Raw genomic sequence first — 15,438 nt, forward strand, 5'->3', positions numbered from 1 at the left:
GGCTGGTGGATATTCTCTCCGTTGCGGGTTTTCACCTGCGCGGTGCGGCCCCAGCCGTGGTCGACCCATCAGACGATATTGCCCTGGGCATCGGTCAGTTCGCGCGGCAGGCCGGAAGCGTCATTATGATACCAGTATATCCGTGCCTCTTTGTTGTCTTCGCCCGCCCTGTGGGTGGCCTGTACCAGCGAGACGAAGCCGTGCTCGTCTTCGTAAATCCACAGATGGCTGCGCTGGTCGCTGATTTCATTCAGCAGCTGGTCGCCATCCCAGATGAAGACCGTGACCCCGCTGGTGTCCTGTTTCCATGTCCGGCGGCCAAAGCCGTCATAGCCGTAGCGGCTGCGTTGCGTTTTGCCGTTGTGGATACTGACCACTTCTTCCTGCTGATGTTCTGCATTCCAGTGAAGTCGCTGGGTGTCGTTGTGGCCACTGTGTTTTGTGGTCAGATTGCCGAAGTCGTCATCTTCGTAACGCTTATCGGCATACTGCCGCAGACGATTATTGGTCAGTGGCGAGAGTGGCTCGGCCGGGATTTTGCAGGGCTCGCTTTTGCGGCTGTTGCGACTCTGATGGCTGCCGCCCTTTTCACTGCCTGCTTTTTTGGCGCTGAGGGTATGACTGGCACTTTTTCCGGCTGCCCGGCTTTCAGCTTTTACCGCCGTCTTTTCTGCCTGGAGTGCGCTTTTCTCCACCGCTTTCACCGCGCTGGTTTTACCGAGCGCTTTATTAATCGGGGCGGCTATTTTTCCGGCTTTAAATACCCCGCCCGCGCCGGGAACAAAGTTGACTACTGCCGAAGTGGCTGACAGTGCCGCCTGACCATACTCCCCTTCGGCGGTATAGATAACCGCGTTCACACCATCGGCGAGAATGCCCACCACCGGTATCGCGCCGATGATATCGAGCCCGCTGTGCACCATCTCGCCCCATTCAGCCCACCAGTCGTTCTTCACCGGCGGATTAGCGCTGCCGCCATCGACCGTGCCGAGCGGCGGCGGCACATACTGCAGTTTACCGATGGGGTTGCCTTTGCGCATGACCGTTCCCTGTGCTGAATTAAGGCGTGGATGATTGATTCAGAGGAGAGGGTCTGAGTCTGCCACAGGGGTACAATAATCACGATGATATTATTAAGTCGTTAATCATTTTCAGACTTATTCTGCGATCGGCTTCACACAATGAGGAAATTGACAATTGCCTGTGGCCAGGGAAAGTACTGTTTGGTTTGTCGTGCGTGGGAAATTCGAGCCGCCGATCACATTAGACAATCGCACAGGCGTGTTTATCACCGCTCACGCAGGCAACACTCAATATTTGATGTCGGTATATTTAGAGAGAGTTTAAATACACTAAAATCAATCAACTCATGAAGTTAAGGCATAAAAAAAGACATCAGTTGATGTCTGTTTACTACCCTACAGGATTCGAACCTGTGACCTACGGCTTAGAAGATCGAAGATCCACCAGCAACACATTGTAAATAAACAAATTATCCACGCTCGCGCTTGGCTATGTGTCGTTTGAAGTATTTTAGTGTGTTTGCCTGCTCTCTATGCACATTCTGTGGCGACACAAATACGACACAACCTACCCCCACCTAATTATTTATACACTGATTCCGTCCCCACTAATAAAAATAACCCCAATAACTCCGAAATACTTGACTGCCAATACACCAAGAGTTATTATAACTCTACTAAAAGCAACACAGAGAGCCGGAGGATGGATAGCAGGAATGCAATAGCAATGATAGAAGCCGATGGGTGGTATCTGGTAAGAGTAAAAGGCAGTCATCACCAGTTCAAACACCCAACGAAAAAGGGATTGGTAACGGTAAAACATCCACAGAAGGACATACCGCTACCAACACTGAAAAGCATCAAAAAACAAGCGGGGCTCTAAGCCCCACCTCCTGGAGGTTTACATGTTGTATCCAGTTGCTATTGATAAAGGCGATTCATCCTTCGGCGTTCGCGTACCTGATATTCCAGGCTGCTTCTCTGGCGGCGACAATTATCAGGATGCGATTGAGAGCGTGCGTGAGGCTATCGACGCACATATCGAATTACTGGTGGAAAATGGTGAGGCAGTGCCGGAAGCAACCAGCGTGGAAAACTGGCTGGCCGATCCTGATTATGCTGGCGTGGTGTGGGCGCTGGTGGATGTGGACGTTACCCGGTTAATGGGGAAAGCTGAAAAAATTAACGTAACACTCCCTTCTTTGCTGATCCGCCGTATCGATCAGTTTGTCGCTGCGCACCCTGAGTACGGTAGCCGCTCTGGTTTCCTGTCCCGCGTGGCGGCTGATAAAGTAATAGGTAGCGCCAAAATCTAAACTACCGGGGGCAGCCCCCGGTAGTTCAATACACTTTTCATGAAGAGAAGGTCAATGGTTCCGCTACCGCACTAGGCGATTGCTTTCATCCTTTTTCGCTACCCCAAATCAGTTACTATCAAACGCCAACTTGATGCGCCGCGCGATAAATGCGTTCATTTCCGTGAGATAAATGGCATCGCTGCGATGTTTCAATATTTGCAAAAGAATTACAATCCTACCGCTGCATCCTCCCTCTAACCATCTACCGAAAAATACCGGTACAGCGTCGATAACCAAAAAAATACAGGGTACTGCTGAACCGCGTTGATACCTCAACAGTCCCCGATATCAGTTGTCCTACTCAGCCTGTGGAGCAGGCCAGTTGATGCTCGGCGCAGTGTCAGTATCAATTGCTGCCACCGCATCTATATAGTCGAGTACCGCATTCAGCCTCGCGTTTTCATCGTCCGTCAGTTTGCGTCCGGCCTGTAATTTCAATTGAATCACGCTGATAGATGCCATTGCTGCGTCTATCAGCAACTGTTTTTGCTGTTCAGCATCGGCCACCAGTTCATCATGAGAGCGCTCTGGAGGCGGAGGCGCAGTAAATTCCCCTCCTGAATATGACCAGCCTATTCCCGGCGTCTCATTGATATCTGAAATATTAATGAGCTGTTGGTTATCCGGCACTGTGAATTCATTTTCACCATCCCAGGCAATTACATTCACAACGATATCGTTTTTAACTAATGCGTAATTACTCATTATGCGAACTCCTCGATAATACAAATCCCCGCCGCGCCATTCCCGCCTGTCATCTTAGTTCCGCTATAAGCGGAATCGTATGCACCACCGCCGCCTGAGCCATACGCGTGACCACTGATGCCGCCGCCTATTCGCCACAAACAAAATACGAGCCAGCCGTTCCTGCAGGTCTTCGGTATTCATCTGCGGATACAGATCGGCCAGATCACCCAGCAGTTCAGAGGGGTTAGTGCCGCTTTGAACCTGCTTAAACAGCGGAGCCAGCACGGGTTCCAACGTTCCGTTTAATGTCCCGCCGTTCATCAGAATATCCAATGCGTCATCCAGTTGCTCCTGGGCCTGAATATCGGCATCCATCGCTTCGGCAAACGACAGCGGCATCATGCCGCTCCTCTGACGTTCTGACGGCGGCGTCTCGTCAATATCACCGTCCTGCAGCTGGTATTCGCGCTTGAAGTATTGCGGGGTGAACATCACACCGGCACGACTGAGTTTCTCATCGCGACTGGCCTGCAGATCGTCGACGGTTCCCTGTTCCCACATGCGCCAGACGGGGCTGGCCACCTCACCAAAATTCAGCGCAACCACCTGACGTATCACTTGGTTAACCGCGCTTTCAATAATTTCGGCGTCGGCATCGCGGATATCGCTGGTGACCTCCAGACCCGCCTGTGCGGAAGCGCGATTGCTGTTGGCTTCGGTGGTCTGGTTCTGCCCCAGCAGTGCGATGGAGATTTCACTGCGGGCCAGCGTGATGAGGTTCTGGTAAATATCACTGCTGTCGGCCTTGCCTGCGGCCTCTTTGATTTCGATTGAGGAGTCATCGGGGATCGCCGCCACCGCGTCTTCCACCATCGCCTCCATGGAGTCCAGCAGCAGGTCGATTTCACCCTGCGCCGTGCCGCGTGGATGCTTGCCGATAACCCACGGCGAGCCGAATTTCTCGGCAAAACGCACCCAGAACTTCATCCCGCCTTTTTTGAATGTCACGGGCCAGAAGCACATGGACAGGTCGGGAAAACCATATGGATTGTCGTAGGTGGCATCCTGGCGCGGTACCACAAATTTATTGAGTGGTACCGGCTCGCCCTCTAACCCGGCGTCTTTGGCCCGGAAGCGCAGCAGGTTGTCATTGTCGAACTGGAACCACTCAGGCGGTTTGCCCACGATGTCGGTGACTGCCCAGGACTTCACTGAGCGGCCCCACATAATTTCACAGGGCTGATACCCATATAGCACGGCGTCGGTCATCTCGCCGATGATGCGAGAGATATCGATGTCGTCCAGCATATCGCGGATGAAATTGAATACCGGCTCTGAAGCGTGCCCGCGCTCCATGCCGCGCTCCAGCGACTTTACGGCGGCCTTGCGCCGACGGATATCTGCGTCGAGGGTCAGCCCTTTTGCATACAGCGTGACGCTGTGCTGATGGCGTGGATTGAGTTCACCGGAAACCAGCATTAACTCGAGCTGTTTGAGAAGTACGGGAAACGTCTGATCGAGATGACGTAAATCCGCATCACTGAAGGCTCCGGTGATACTGGCGCGGTCTGCCAGGTAATGCAGGTGATTGCCTTCCTGTACCAGCCTTGCGCCAAAGCTCGGCGTGACAGCGGGTTGGGGAGATGCCAAGCTACAGCTTCACTTGGTCTGTCACATGAGCATCCATGATTTTAACATGAGCATAGTGCGGCCACTTCCCTACTGATGGTGTTAATATTTTATTGTTTATTAAATAGTTTTAACCACTCAGAAAATGAAAAAACAAGGGAGAACCAGTAGGTTCGCCGTATGAGTGGCTGTGCTCGATGGGGTGATATATGTTTGCAATTATTTGGATTGTCTGATGTCACTTAGATAATGAGAACCGGGCTACAGACATGCTGGTATTAACCTGTGACACTCGGTTTTAGGATCGATGAAATCGTTGATTAATGTTAGTATTACAGCCAATTTTTCAATGTTCTGACTCCGTCAATGGATCAACGTATTGGGCTTTCCTGATAGCCGAACGTTTGAAACTACAATGCTTAGAATTGATAAGAAAAAAGGAATATATGTCCAGGCTGACTGATTTAATAGCTAAAGCGAAGGCCAAAGACCCACAGTTGGGCGCTGACTTGGATCGAGAAATCAAGATCCTGTCATCACGTCTTCCCTTTGGTCTTAATTTCGAACGACATAGCCCCGAAGTAGTTGAGTTGCCATTACGGCCTATTCGCAAAGGGGACAAGGTTCGCGTTCTGCCAGAGCGTGGTTCTACTAAGAAAGGTGATCAACGGTTATGGCAGGTTAAAACCATCCACAAGACGAAGAAGGTCGCTGATCTGGAGTTGCTGGGCAGGGTTGAGGTCGAGACTCAGACTGTAGCACTGAGCGACCTTGTAGTTATAGCTGAATTTCGTGACATGATCTGGCCGGGATTAGTTAGTACGGGAAAAGTGCAACGCGGCGGTGACAAGCCTTTCCATTCAGTGATCAATGGCGAGAACTACCATGTGTTGAAAGCGTTGACATACACTCATAGGGGAAAGGTAGACGCAATTTATATTGACCCACCGTATAATACAGGGGCTAAAGACTGGAAATACAATAACGATTACGTAGAAGGTGACGACATCTATCGACACAGCAAATGGCTGGCAATGATGGAACGTCGCTTGCTAGTAGCTAAGGAATTGTTAAATCCGGTAGATTCGGTGTTGATCGTCACTATTGATGAGAAGGAATATCTGCGGCTGGGATTGTTGCTGGAGCAAATATTCCCGGAAGCTAACGTGCAGATGGTCTCATCAGTCATAAATCCAAAGGGAGCTTCCCGTGGAAACGGATTTCGACGTACTGACGAATACCTCTATTTTGTAATGTTTGGAGCTTCATCACCTGCACGCCTTCAGCTTGGTGCTGATTGGGCTAGTTCTGCGTCAAGTACAGTAGACGATAGTGACGAAGGGAAAGCACCATCAACGCCAGAATGGACATCAATGATGCGACGTGGTTCACACGCCGCCCGTGCGGAGCGGCCTGGGCTTTTTTTCCCAATATATGCAACTCCTGATGGAAAACGAATTGTTGAGGTTGGCGAGAGCATTCCGTTAGGAGCTGAACTCCCACAGGACAGACCCGGACTGACGACTATTTGGCCTCTACGTTCAGATGGTTCAGAAGGTGTTTGGCAAGTTGGGCCTGCGGAATTACGAAGCCGCATTGAGCAAGGTAGGGTTAGACTAGGACGAGCAACTTCCTATGGTTTTGTCGTAAATTATCTTCCTGATGGTGCGTATGCAGCGGTATTGTCTGATCTTTTCGAAATACATGGTCGTGCTGAGGACGGCTCACTGATAGCAACAGGTCGTCGCGATACTCGACGAGTCGCCCCCTCACAGTGGAAAATTGCTTCTCATAATGCCTCTGAGTATGGGACCGCCCTTCTTCGGTCTTTGTTACCGTCGAGAACTTTTCCATTCCCTAAATCGCTTTATGCTGTCGAGGATGCTCTTCGCTTTTTTGTTGCTAACAAGCCCAAAGCAATCATTCTCGATTTCTTTAGTGGCTCAGGAACAACAGCCCACGCAGTCATGCGCCTGAACAAGCAGGATGGCGGTTGTCGTCAGTGCATCTCTGTCACTAATAACGAAGTCGCTGCCGACGAACAAAAAAAATTGCTACAACAGGGCTTTCGCCCCGGAGACTCTGATTGGGAAAAGTGGGGCATCTGTGACTACATAACCAAACCACGTGTACAGGCCGCCATCACAGGAAAAACGCCGAAAGGACAACCTATTAAGGGTAATTATAAATTTATCAATGAGTTCCCAATGTCTGAAGGCTTTGAGGAAAACGCTGAGTTCTTCACCCTGACCTACGAAGCTGAGAAATCGGTTAGCTACAACCTAGCATATGCGCGCATTGCGCCGTTGCTGTGGTTGCGAGCAGGCGCACGCGGCAAACGTATTGACACACTTCCCGCGGAAGGATGGGTAGTAACTGATGCCTATGGACTGCTGTCGGCGGTTGATCAGGCTACACCTTTCATTGACGCTATTAGCGATGCCAGTGAAGTGCGCGTGGCCTTCATCGTTACCGATGATGATCGGCACTTCCAGGCTGTCACCAGGCGTCTGCCAAGAGGTGTTGAGCCGGTACGTTTGTACGAGTCGTACCTGACCAATTTCAGCTTCACCAGTGGGGAATTAACAGAATGAAGTTCACTCTAAAAGACTATCAGCGCGATGCGGTACGTGATTCGCTGGTGAATCTCAGAAAAGCTCGCCGTTACTGGCATAACGAAAATGACAAGAGCGCCTTCTCTTTAACGGCAGTGACCGGTGCGGGTAAGACTGTTATGGCTGCCGCTGCGTTTGAAGCATTGTTTCATGGCGACGACGAATTTAATTTCGATGCCGATCCCGGCGCGGTAGTGATCTGGTTCAGTGACGATCCTGCACTTAACGAGCAAACCCGCTTTCGCTTGATGGAAGCCAGTGACCGTATCAACTACAACGATATGGTCGTGGTTGAACATCCTTTCAGTCGGCGCAAATTTCAGGCTGGAAAAATCTATTTCCTTAACACGCAGAAGTTTGGCAAAAAAAGCCTGCTGGTACGCGGGTTCGATGATAAAGGCGGGCTCTTCGAAGCAGCTCCTGATGCACAGGCTTATACGCTATGGGATACCATCCAGAACACCATTGAAGACCCGGATCTAACCCTCTATCTGGTGCTCGACGAAGCGCACAGAGGTATGGGCTCGTCAACGGCTTCCAGTGAAGCTGCTAAGAGTACTATTGTGCAACGTCTAATCAATGGTTCGGCTGGAGTGAAAGGTATTCCAGTAGTGTGGGGTATTTCTGCCACAGTTGAACGTTTCGACAATGCTATTGCCAATGCCGGTCATCATGTCAAACTGCCGAACGTGGTGGTTGACTCAGCTAAAGTGCAGGAATCGGGACTTATCAAGGACGATATCATTCTTGGTGTACCGGATGAAGCCGGAGACTTCGATACTGTATGGGTACGCCGTGCTGCCGACAGACTCAGAGAAGTGACCGATGCCTGGGCAGAGTATGCAAAACAACAGGAAACTGCGCGCGAAGTAGTGCCGCTGATGGTATTCCAGGTACCCAATACACCTGACCCGAACGAAGTGGGGCGTTGGCTGGATACGCTATTCTCTCGCTACCCCGAATTGCCCATTGACAGTGTTGCTCATGTTTTCGGTGAACATACCACACAGCGTTTCGGCCAACACCAGGTACATTATATTGAACCGCAGCGGGTGCAGGAATCAACTTGGGTGCGAGTACTGATTGCTAAAGATGCAATCAGCACTGGCTGGGATTGCCCGCGTGCCGAAGTAATGGTTTCCTTCCGCGCTGCCAGCGACAAAACGCATATTACGCAATTGCTAGGGCGTATGGTGCGTACTCCACTGGCAAGGCGTATTCCGGGTAATGAGCGCTTAAACTCAGTAGAATGCCTGCTGCCCAAGTTTAATACCAATACAGTGAGAGATGTCGTCAATACCTTGTTTAAGGGCGATGATACATCTCCTCCGAGCGGACGTATCTTGGTTAACCCTGTGGAGATGAAACCTAACCCGGCGGCTTCAGCTGCCGTATGGGAAGTATTTGAAGCGCTACCTTCACAAACCCGACCACAGAAAGGAGCCAGACCAGCCAAACGTCTGACCGCGCTGGCACAGGAACTGGTTGATGACGGCATTCTTGATGGGGCAGTCAGGAAAGCCCATGCTGCTTTGCACGCTGTCCTGGAAAAATTCCAAACAGAAAATGCTGAAAAAATCAAAAACAAGCGCAATGCAGTGCTCGTAGTGGATGGTAAAGCTGTGGTTGCCAGCCTGAAGAATAAAGCCATGACCTTCAACGAATTTTGGGAGGAGGCGGACATAGCGGTGATTGATGACGCCTACCGGCGCGCAGCCCGAATCTTCAGCCCAGATGTTTCACGTACCTATGTCGAATATCTGGCCGATAAGGTCGCGGATCGAGAAGAGGATGCTGAGGAGTATTTGGAAGCAATCATGGAAGCTCGTGTGACCGTTGCTGGTTTGGGGCTAGTAATAGAGGTGCAGGATTACTTCGATGCCGAGGCTGATAAACTGGCGAAGGCGTGGCTGGCTGAGTACGCGCAGCAGATTAAGATCTTGAAAGATGAGCGTAAAGAGGCTTATCGTCAAATCGCCGAAATGAGTACCGAACCGCAGGACGTGGATCTGGTCAGGCCGGAGAACAAGTTTGAAATGACCAGGGCGCGTGAAGGTGAGAAGGAAACTGACCTTCCTGTCTGGAAACACCATTTGTTGTGTGACGAAAACGGGAACTATCCGGCTCAGTTGAACCATTGGGAAACCACGGTTTTTGAGATAGAAACCAAACGTGAAGGATTTGCTTTCTGGTATCGTAACCCACAATACACAGGGCCGTCGTCACTAGGCATCGCCTATGTTGAAACCGAACAATACAAAATTGTTCGTCCCGATTTCCTGTTCTTTGCCGAACAGAATAGCGAAATTGTTGTGGATTTAGTAGATCCACATAGCCTACATCTGGCTGATGCTATGCCCAAGCTGAAAGGCCTGGCGTTGTATGCCAAACATCATTCTGATGCTTTTAGACGAATCGAATCCGTCGCTGAAGTGAAGGGTAAATTGCGGGTTTTGGATTTGAAACGGCAGGATGTTCAGGACGCTGTGGCTGCGGCTGAAAGTGCAGAATTATTATTTAGCAGCAATCTTGCGGATTATTATCAGTAATCTATTGATAATCAAGAAACGGAATGGCCTTTTATGAGTAAAAGGCCATTCATAAAAATACTATCCTCGATTACAACCAAAACAATGTTTCCCACCAAATACTTTTAATATATTTAATCAGATAATCCAATTAATTACGATTATAGAAGGATACCATTTAGCCTGCATCTACATATCCCAATCAATTCACATAACAGGGCTCTCCGCTCACCAATATGAGCTCTGTCGAGGAAGATACAGACCTGAAATTGGTCAGTACCACCATAACAATTCGAGTTAAGATAGGGTGATACGAGCGGATTAATCACATAGTAAAGTATATAAGAATGATTTCTGAGACCATCCTCATCGTCCTTCACCATACATGACCTCGTTCACATATGCATAATTTCTTCTTTTACGAACCAACCTGACGCAATTACGGTCCGTTCAACTAAATCGGGCGCTTTAGTGTACGCGACGACAGCGAGGCTTTTCTGTGCCCTGCTGCAGATAACATAAAAAAGGCGGCGCGATCTTTTAGGCGAAGAGTCCCCTCCTGCACTTTCGTTTTCCTGATCCGTTTTAGAGTGCGGTGTGACACCCAGTAGCTTATCGTAACTGAACATGAATCCACGGGCCTCTTCATCATCCAGAATAGCCATGACTCGAGGAAACTGCAGTCCCTTCACTCCCTGATGAGTGTCGTAGGAAGATGTGGATGAAATATAGCTAATGTAATTTTCCAGTTCACGGGTGGATGCGCTCAGAGATCGGCTCCAGGCCTCATGCTCTTTGTTGACGTCCACTTCCTCTGTGGATTCATCATCCTTATATGGCACCAGCGCCAGGTGAAGCAGGAAAGCCTCAGGCAGGATCAGCAATTCCCCTTCATGAATCAGTTTGCACACTTCTAGGGTGTGTCCCGTAACTATTTTTTGTACAATCTGGTATCTGTCTCACTATAGAAAGTCCTTTAGATATGGCTCGCTACGATTTCCCGGATGAGGCGTGGGCACTGATCTCTCCCATGCTGCCACCTGAAAAAGCCTCTTCCAGAGGGGGACGCCCTTATTTTTCTCACAGACACGTCATGAATGGCATATTCTGGATCCTTTGTTCCGGTGCCCCATGGCGGGATTTACCTGAACGTTACGGCTGCTGGAAAACGATATATAACCGTTTTAACCGGTGGTCAAAAAGTGGCGTAATGAACAGTATTTTCAATAAATTACTTCAGATACTTGATGAAAAATCGTTGATTGACTGGGATGTCATCGCACTTGACGGAAGTAACATCAGGGCCCTGAAAGCGGCTGCGGGTGCAAAAAAAAATATCCCGATGACTCAGATGACCATGGGCTGGGTCGCTCACGCGGCGGCTTTGGCACCAAAATCCATCTGGCAACAGATGGTACAGGATTACCCTTAAGTTTCTGCCTGAGCGGTGGGCAGGCTCACGAAAGTCAGTACGCAAAACCCTTACTCAGACAAATCGGTGTTATTCGAAAAAGTGGTTGTCTGAAGTCGCGCCCCAAAGCTGTGCTGGCGGATAAAGGATACTCAGGCGGTAATCTTCGTATTTATTTAAAAACGAAGGGAATAAAGGCAGTTATTCCTTTCAAATCAAACGAAAAAGCAAGCCGTGATGGTCGTCGAGCGCTGGATCGTCAGTTATATAAAAAGCGCAATGTGGTGGAACGCTGCTTTGCAATACTGAAAGAAAACCGTCGAATAGCCACGCGCTCAGAAAAAACAGCCAGAAACTATCTGAGCATGCTAAAACTGGGGGCAATCAGGTTGTTTTTAAGGCGGTTGTTAGGTTAAGGGACACAGCCTAGAATGGGGAAAGCCAAGTTCTCGCCAAGAAACACTTTTATCTTGTCTATTTGGCATTGTGCTTCCCGGAAGAGCAATAGTGGATCGTCTGCATATTCGAGGCGCGAACTCGAAAAAACAGGCGAGTACTTACGCATGATAGTAGCAATTTTAAAATCATCATTACTGCGAATTGCGTCAATCGGTAGGTTTCGCACTTCTGACTTTTACATCTGTTAGCGCCATTGGCTGCTCTCCATCACTGAATGTTGGTACAAAAAGCCATTGAACAGGGTTGTACCAACACATATACCAACAAAGATTACTTGATGTGGGTTTATGCCGATAGACTCAGGTTGAATTTGAATACGTGGTTTAGAGCTAATTTACTGAATTTCAGGCATAAAAAAAAGACGTCAGTTGACGTCTCTTGAATTGAATTTGGCGCGCCCTACAGGATTCGAACCTGTGACCTACGGCTTAGAAGGCCGTTGCTCTATCCAGCTGAGCTAAGGGCGCATTAAGAAATGGTTGTATCATGACGTGAAACAGCGTCGAATTATACGGTCAATGGCCAGTGAGTCAATGCCTTTTCTATGAAACACTGATTATGGTGATAACTCCCTTGCTGGCGTGGCCGTTAAGGTGAAATTTTCGTCGCTGATCGGCGATAAAAGCTGAAACGACCACTGACAGCAACGCTGGCTTCTGACAAAATATCAACCTTCCGGTGGGTTACGATAAGGATGGAATTCTCTTTCTGATGGCAGCAATAATTATTGATGGTAAAGCAATAGCACAACAGGTGCGCGCAGAAGTCGCGGAAAAAGTCAAAGCCCGTATAGCCACTGGCAAGCGCCGCCCAGGATTAGCGGTAGTACTCGTTGGCAGTGATCCGGCATCACGGATCTATGTAGACAATAAACGAAAAGCCTGTGAAGAGGTCGGCTTCATCTCCCGTTCATATGATCTCCCGCAAACCATCACTGAACCCGAACTGCTGGCACTGATCGATACACTGAATGCCGATGACACCCTCGATGGCATTCTGATCCAGCTTCCCCTGCCCTCGGGCATCGACAATACCAAAGTGCTGGAACGTATCGCTGCCGATAAAGATGTGGATGGTTTCCACCCCTATAATGTTGGCCATCTGTGCCAGCGTGCACCGCTTTTGCGTTCATGTACGCCAAAGGGAATAATGACCCTGCTTGCGCATTACGATATCGATACTTACGGTCTGAATGCGGTTATTATCGGTGCTTCCAATATCGTTGGTCGTCCAATGTGTATGGAATTATTGCTGGCTGGCTGCACGACAACGGTGGCACATCGCTTTACCCGCAATCTGCGACAACACGTCGAACAGGCGGATCTGCTGGTCGTTGCAGTCGGTAAACCCGGCCTTATTCCTGGTGAATGGATTAAAAAAGATGCTATCGTTATTGATGTCGGCATTAACCGCCTGGACAACGGCAAAGTGGTGGGGGATGTCGGGTTTGAAGAGGCCGTGAAACGCGCAGCTTATATTACCCCAGTTCCCGGTGGCGTTGGCCCGATGACTGTCGCAACTCTTATTCAGAATACGTTACAGGCGTGTGAAGAGTACCATGATACACCACAGGATTAAGATGAAAGATTTCTCTTTAGGTCAGCATACTTATATCGCATTGTGTGATTTGCTCAAACTGGAAGGCTGGAGTGAAAGCGGCGCCCAGGCTAAACACCTGATTGCCAGCGGAGAGGTGAAAGTCAACGGCATCACAGAAACCCGTAAACGCTGTAAAATTGTCGCGGGACAAATCGTCAGCGTTGCGGATCGCAGTATCAGAGTAACTGCCTGACCCACTTGGTTATTGATGCAGCAATCTGGACACCGATAGCGCGCAGAAACCGCAGCGTACAGGGGGTACGTGAGGATTTCTGGCACTGTCCAGAGCCAGAATGGCAAGTCAAATAGCCTGATGGGCCCGGTGCTAAGCCGCTTGATTATCGGCTCAGGTGACCGCCTGCGCGGTCACCGCCGAAAAATATTCCTGCTGCCTGTTATTTCTGGTTACTGAGCCAGTCATTCATCTGGTTTATCTCTTTTTTCTGCGCATTTATAATCTCCTGCGCCAGTTTTTTCATCTCAGGGTCCTTCCCGTATTTCAGTTCAGTTTCCGCCATTGAGATTGCGCCTTCATGATGCGCCGTCATTCCTTTGGCAAAAGCTTTATCGGGATCAGGATCAGCAATACCAGCCATCATTTTTTCATGCATATCTTTCATGCCGTCCATATATTCCTGTGTGACAGGCGATGATGCCATTTCTGGTGTGTGCATCTTCGCATGTTCAGCGGCGATGACCGGCATCGCTGACATGAGTAGTACCAAAAGAGATGTTTTGATTTTCATAACAATACTCCGTTTATCAAATGGGGACAGGATAATTATAGTTAAGAGCGATAAACAAGCCATTCCATTTAGTGCCTGGCCCATCAGGCTTATTTACTTACCATTTTAGCCCTGGGCAGTGCCTGAAATCCTCACGTACACCTATACGCTGCGGTTTCTGCGCGCTGTCCGTGTCCAGGCTGGCTGCGTCAATAACGCCGGATGGGTCAGACGCTTAGACAAAAAAAGAGAGCACTGTAAAATACAGTGCTCTCGGTTCGTTTTGTAGCAATCCAGCTACATGTATGCTCCCTGCTCATCCATGAAAACTTTTCCTGAGGCCCTTCCTGACCGCGTTTATCCTTAAACTTATGCATCCTGCTTCCACACAACTCCGATGTGGAATAACTTTTCCGTAAGCTTATCCCGAATCTTCCTGATTCATCTTTCATCATGAAAGGCTCTCATTCTCCCTCCTGGAGGTGTCCCTGTACGCGCTCCGGCGTTTCATCCTGAAAGCATTCCCTGCGACGTTTCCCGGTTATCTGACGTAAGAATCATCATCCTGATGTGCGCTTCGTCATTCACGACTCCCGTTCAACGCTTATAAGGTTACTGTTCCCTGATAATCTTACAAGACACATTAAGAAAATCCCTTAAGGCTTATCTTATCAATAAACAAATAACATACTGAATTAAATAATATTTTTAAAATAACTAACGATAAGATATGACTTAATTAATGATAATCTCTTACAGTGTCTGTAAGAGATATCTCACAATCGGTCAGGCGATATGGATTACAACACCGGAACCAGCTGATCAAGAAAATTGGCCAGCGAAGGGGATAGTACCTTGCGATGACTGTGCCCGAGTGTCTCTTTAATAATCTCACCATTCAGATTACAGACCGAAATGACCGCCTGATCATCATCATCCAGCGTGGCGATAAATAATGTCGGTGACAATTTCCGCTGCTTTTGCATCACCAGATGGCCGATTAAGTTTGCCTGTAAACGCTGAAAATCGTCGTCGCTCCAGGTTTGCAGGAGCGTCAGGGTGATATCGGCAAAGCGTGCTGCCATATCACCAGCAAACTGCGTCGTATAGTACTGATGAACGGCGGGCTGGATCACAATCTCTAATGCCCGTTCTACACCACTGAGATTCGGCGGTAAGGTAAAGGATTGTGGTTGCCAGAAAACGGCGTGATCCTCTACCGTGCTGATACAGGGCGAAGGGATGTCATACAGTGCTTCGCTACGTGGCAGGCTGGCGCACTGCTGCTGCCAGGCGGCGCAATAACGTCGGGTAAATGTTTGTAATGCTACTGTCGTTTGCCGATCCACCGGTTTCTCTCTTTGTCACAGACAGGGTACACTTAGCCGATAGTGTACCTGCTTTA

Annotated in this window: 13 protein-coding genes, 1 tRNA gene and 2 pseudogenes; 8 read left to right on the top strand and 8 right to left on the bottom strand. The window is 49.1% G+C overall.

All coding sequences use genetic code 11. The annotated features are described in order from the left end of the window. Positions 1–68: 68 nt before the first annotated feature. Positions 69–1,040 carry an RHS domain-containing protein gene (locus PT300_13830; GenBank protein MDF7681607.1) on the bottom strand — a complete coding sequence of 324 codons (972 nt, stop codon included), beginning with the start codon at positions 1,038–1,040 and terminating at the stop codon, positions 69–71. A gap of 685 nt (positions 1,041–1,725) precedes the next feature. Here PT300_13830 and PT300_13835 point away from each other — a divergent pair. From PT300_13835 to PT300_13845, 3 genes and pseudogenes are all read left to right on the top strand, one after another. Continuing rightward, complete coding sequence (locus PT300_13835; protein MDF7681608.1) at positions 1,726–1,905, top strand: type II toxin-antitoxin system HicA family toxin; 180 nt, start codon at positions 1,726–1,728, stop codon at positions 1,903–1,905. 22 nt (positions 1,906–1,927) lie between these two features. Then, positions 1,928–2,338 carry a type II toxin-antitoxin system HicB family antitoxin gene (locus tag PT300_13840; GenBank protein ID MDF7681609.1) on the top strand — a complete coding sequence of 137 codons (411 nt, stop codon included), beginning with the start codon at positions 1,928–1,930 and terminating at the stop codon, positions 2,336–2,338. Between the two features lie 278 nt (positions 2,339–2,616). Beyond that, positions 2,617–2,706 (top strand): annotated as a pseudogene (locus PT300_13845) (tail fiber assembly protein). Here PT300_13845 and PT300_13850 read toward each other — a convergent pair. The 3 genes and pseudogenes from PT300_13850 to PT300_13860 all read right to left on the bottom strand — a co-directional run bounded on the left by PT300_13850 (position 2,678) and on the right by PT300_13860 (position 4,717). Beyond that, positions 2,678–3,088, bottom strand: coding sequence for a tail fiber assembly protein (locus PT300_13850; protein MDF7681610.1), 411 nt, complete (start codon positions 3,086–3,088; stop codon positions 2,678–2,680). The pseudogene PT300_13845 and the gene PT300_13850 sit on opposite strands and share 29 nt — an antisense overlap. 60 nt (positions 3,089–3,148) lie before the next feature. Continuing rightward, on the bottom strand, positions 3,149–4,498 hold the full coding sequence (locus PT300_13855; protein ID MDF7681611.1) for a DUF935 family protein: 1,350 nt from the start codon (positions 4,496–4,498) through the stop codon (positions 3,149–3,151). Beyond that, positions 4,472–4,717, bottom strand: a pseudogene (locus PT300_13860) (type IV toxin-antitoxin system YeeU family antitoxin). Before PT300_13860 ends, PT300_13855 begins: the two are co-directional and overlap by 27 nt. A 302-nt stretch (positions 4,718–5,019) precedes the next feature. Here PT300_13860 and PT300_13865 point away from each other — a divergent pair. Together PT300_13865 and PT300_13870 are read left to right on the top strand one after the other, a co-directional pair. Then, entirely contained in the window at positions 5,020–7,290 is a 2,271-nt protein-coding gene (locus PT300_13865; GenBank protein MDF7681612.1) for a DNA methyltransferase, read from the top strand. After that, the gene (locus PT300_13870; GenBank protein ID MDF7681613.1) at positions 7,287–9,860 is read left to right on the top strand and encodes a DEAD/DEAH box helicase family protein; all 2,574 of its coding nucleotides are present in this window, start codon (positions 7,287–7,289) and stop codon (positions 9,858–9,860) included. The genes PT300_13865 and PT300_13870 overlap by 4 nt, the downstream gene beginning before the upstream one ends. Before the next feature lie 374 nt (positions 9,861–10,234). Here PT300_13870 and PT300_13875 read toward each other — a convergent pair whose 3' ends face one another. Next, positions 10,235–10,750, bottom strand: coding sequence for a hypothetical protein (locus PT300_13875; protein MDF7681614.1), 516 nt, complete (start codon positions 10,748–10,750; stop codon positions 10,235–10,237). Between the two features lie 71 nt (positions 10,751–10,821). Here PT300_13875 and PT300_13880 point away from each other — a divergent pair. Continuing rightward, positions 10,822–11,666, top strand: a protein-coding gene (locus tag PT300_13880) for an IS5 family transposase (GenBank protein ID MDF7681615.1) whose coding sequence is annotated in 2 segments (ribosomal slippage) — positions 10,822–11,167 and positions 11,167–11,666 — 846 coding nt in all. Because the reading frame shifts where the segments join, the coding sequence is not laid out codon by codon here. 433 nt (positions 11,667–12,099) lie between these two features. On the opposite strand, the gene PT300_13885 is transcribed toward PT300_13880, so the two are convergent. Next, positions 12,100–12,176 (bottom strand) — tRNA-Arg (locus PT300_13885). A gap of 244 nt (positions 12,177–12,420) precedes the next feature. On the opposite strand from PT300_13885, the gene folD reads away from it, so the two are divergent. Both folD and ybcJ read left to right on the top strand, forming a co-directional pair. After that, positions 12,421–13,287, top strand: a complete 867-nt coding sequence (gene folD / locus PT300_13890) for a bifunctional methylenetetrahydrofolate dehydrogenase/methenyltetrahydrofolate cyclohydrolase FolD (GenBank protein ID MDF7681616.1) — start codon at positions 12,421–12,423, stop codon at positions 13,285–13,287. Position 13,288: 1 nt separating this feature from the next. Further along, positions 13,289–13,501: a ribosome-associated protein YbcJ gene (gene ybcJ, locus PT300_13895; protein ID MDF7681617.1), complete on the top strand. Its 213-nt coding sequence runs from the start codon at positions 13,289–13,291 to the stop codon at positions 13,499–13,501. Between the two features lie 202 nt (positions 13,502–13,703). On the opposite strand, the gene PT300_13900 is transcribed toward ybcJ, so the two are convergent. Both PT300_13900 and syd read right to left on the bottom strand, forming a co-directional pair. Further along, complete coding sequence (locus PT300_13900) at positions 13,704–14,054, bottom strand: DUF305 domain-containing protein (protein MDF7681618.1); 351 nt, start codon at positions 14,052–14,054, stop codon at positions 13,704–13,706. Positions 14,055–14,833: 779 nt separating this feature from the next. After that, positions 14,834–15,382 (bottom strand): SecY-interacting protein, encoded by a 549-nt coding sequence (gene syd, locus PT300_13905; GenBank protein MDF7681619.1) that lies wholly within the window; start codon positions 15,380–15,382, stop codon positions 14,834–14,836. Between the last annotated feature and the right edge of the window lie 56 nt (positions 15,383–15,438).

This window comes from Enterobacteriaceae bacterium ESL0689 (genome assembly GCA_029433525.1).
Classification (GTDB): domain Bacteria; phylum Pseudomonadota; class Gammaproteobacteria; order Enterobacterales; family Enterobacteriaceae; genus JAQTIF01.